Annotated in this window: 1 protein-coding gene; it reads right to left on the reverse strand. The window is 52.4% G+C overall.

The annotated features are described in order from the left end of the window. Positions 1-313 precede the first annotated feature (313 nt). Positions 314-1,630 (reverse strand): amidohydrolase family protein (locus OB13_RS17860; RefSeq protein ID WP_461491545.1); only part of this gene is annotated, 1,317 nt, incomplete at its 5' end.

Below are 1,630 nucleotides of genomic sequence, written 5' to 3' on the forward strand. Positions count from 1 at the left end.
TAGGTTTCCGGTGCCGCAGGCATTGCGACGCAGGAGCAAAGGAAAGATACACAGCGCGAGGCCAAAGGATGATGCCTCGCGGCTTAGAGCGCTCCAAAAGAAGCTATGAAACGGTAGGTATAGAGGCTTCGGAAAGGTGGTTACAAAGAATAAAAAGCTTGTTACCCTCAAGCGAAAGTCCCAGCTAAAGCTATGTACCGAATTACTTACTGGTGTTCGAAATGACAGTAGCTAGAGGAATAACATAGCGATAAAAAAAAAGCGCTGCCCATTCGGGCAACGCTTTTTAGTCTAAGGTGAGTAAGTAAAAATCTTAGTTCGAGGCTTTCGGGCCTTCCACTTTGGGGTTCTCTGCGTTATACTTGTTCTGGAACTTGTCATACAAGTACTTCTGCTTGTTGTTCAGGTCTACCTTGCGTCCCTGTATGAAAGCGTGCGTTACGTTGTTGGTGCGCATGTCGAGGAGGTCGCCTGAAGAAACTACAATGGTCGCATCTTTGCCTACTTCCACAGAACCAACCTGCTTGTCTATACCCAGAATTTTAGCAGTATTCAGCGTGATGGCAGCCAGCGCTTGCTCCTTATCCAGACCGTGTGCTACGGCAGTACCGGCAATGAAGGGCAGGTTACGGATACCGTGTGTGCTCAGGTCATAGTCCAGGGCGAACGTGATACCGGCTTTGTGCAACAGGTGGGGCGCCTTGTAGGGCATGTCTACATCCTCATCCGAGCGGGAAGGAAGTGCGTGCACACCCGAGTAGATCACAGCGATGTTGTTCGCTTTCAGGAAATCAGCTACCGCGACGGCATCCGTTGCGCCCACGATCACGATGTCCTTTATGCCATGCTGCTTCACGAAGTTCACGCTCTCGATGATCTCCTTGCCATAATTGGCATGAATGTAGAGCTTCTTGGAGCCGTCAAACAAGCCCGCCATTGAAGACAGCTTCAGGTTCTCTTTCTCATTTTTGGCTGACTTATAAACCGCCGCATCCTGCAGAAGCTGCGACAGGTCTATCAGGGCCTGCTCCCGCTGCTGTTTGAAGTTGGCTAGTCTTGGGTCTGGTGTACCGCCTGTCTGGATGAGCATGTTTGGCCAGTTCAGGTGTATGCCTTCATCAGCCTTCAAAATAGCGTCCTCCCAGTTCCAGGCATCCAGGTGCACAATAGAAGAAGAACCGGATACCGTTCCGCCTACAGGCGTTACCTGCGTCAGCAGCACACCGTTGGCGCGGATGGTCGGGATGATATCCGAATCCGTGTTGTAGGCGACCACAGCGCGCACGTTCGGGTTCAACTGGCCTACTTCACGCATATCGAGTGTGGCGCGCACACTTTCGATCTCGTTCAGGCCCAGCTGTGTGTTCGGCTGGATCAGGCCCGGGTAGATGTGCTGTCCGGCTACATCGATCACCTCATAGCCATTTTTGTTGGCGCTGTTCAGGGGACCTGCATACGTAATCTTGCCTTTGTCAAAACCTACGGCGGCGTTTTCGACCACGGTGCCGTTGCCAATGTGCAGGGTAGCGCCTGTCAGCAATACAGGCTTGCTTTGCTTCGCAGCCGGTGCCGGCACCTGCGCAAACGCAGGCATGCTCAGCAGAAGTGCCACAAAAGCCGAAATATATCT

Source organism: Pontibacter sp. HJ8, from assembly GCF_054824225.1.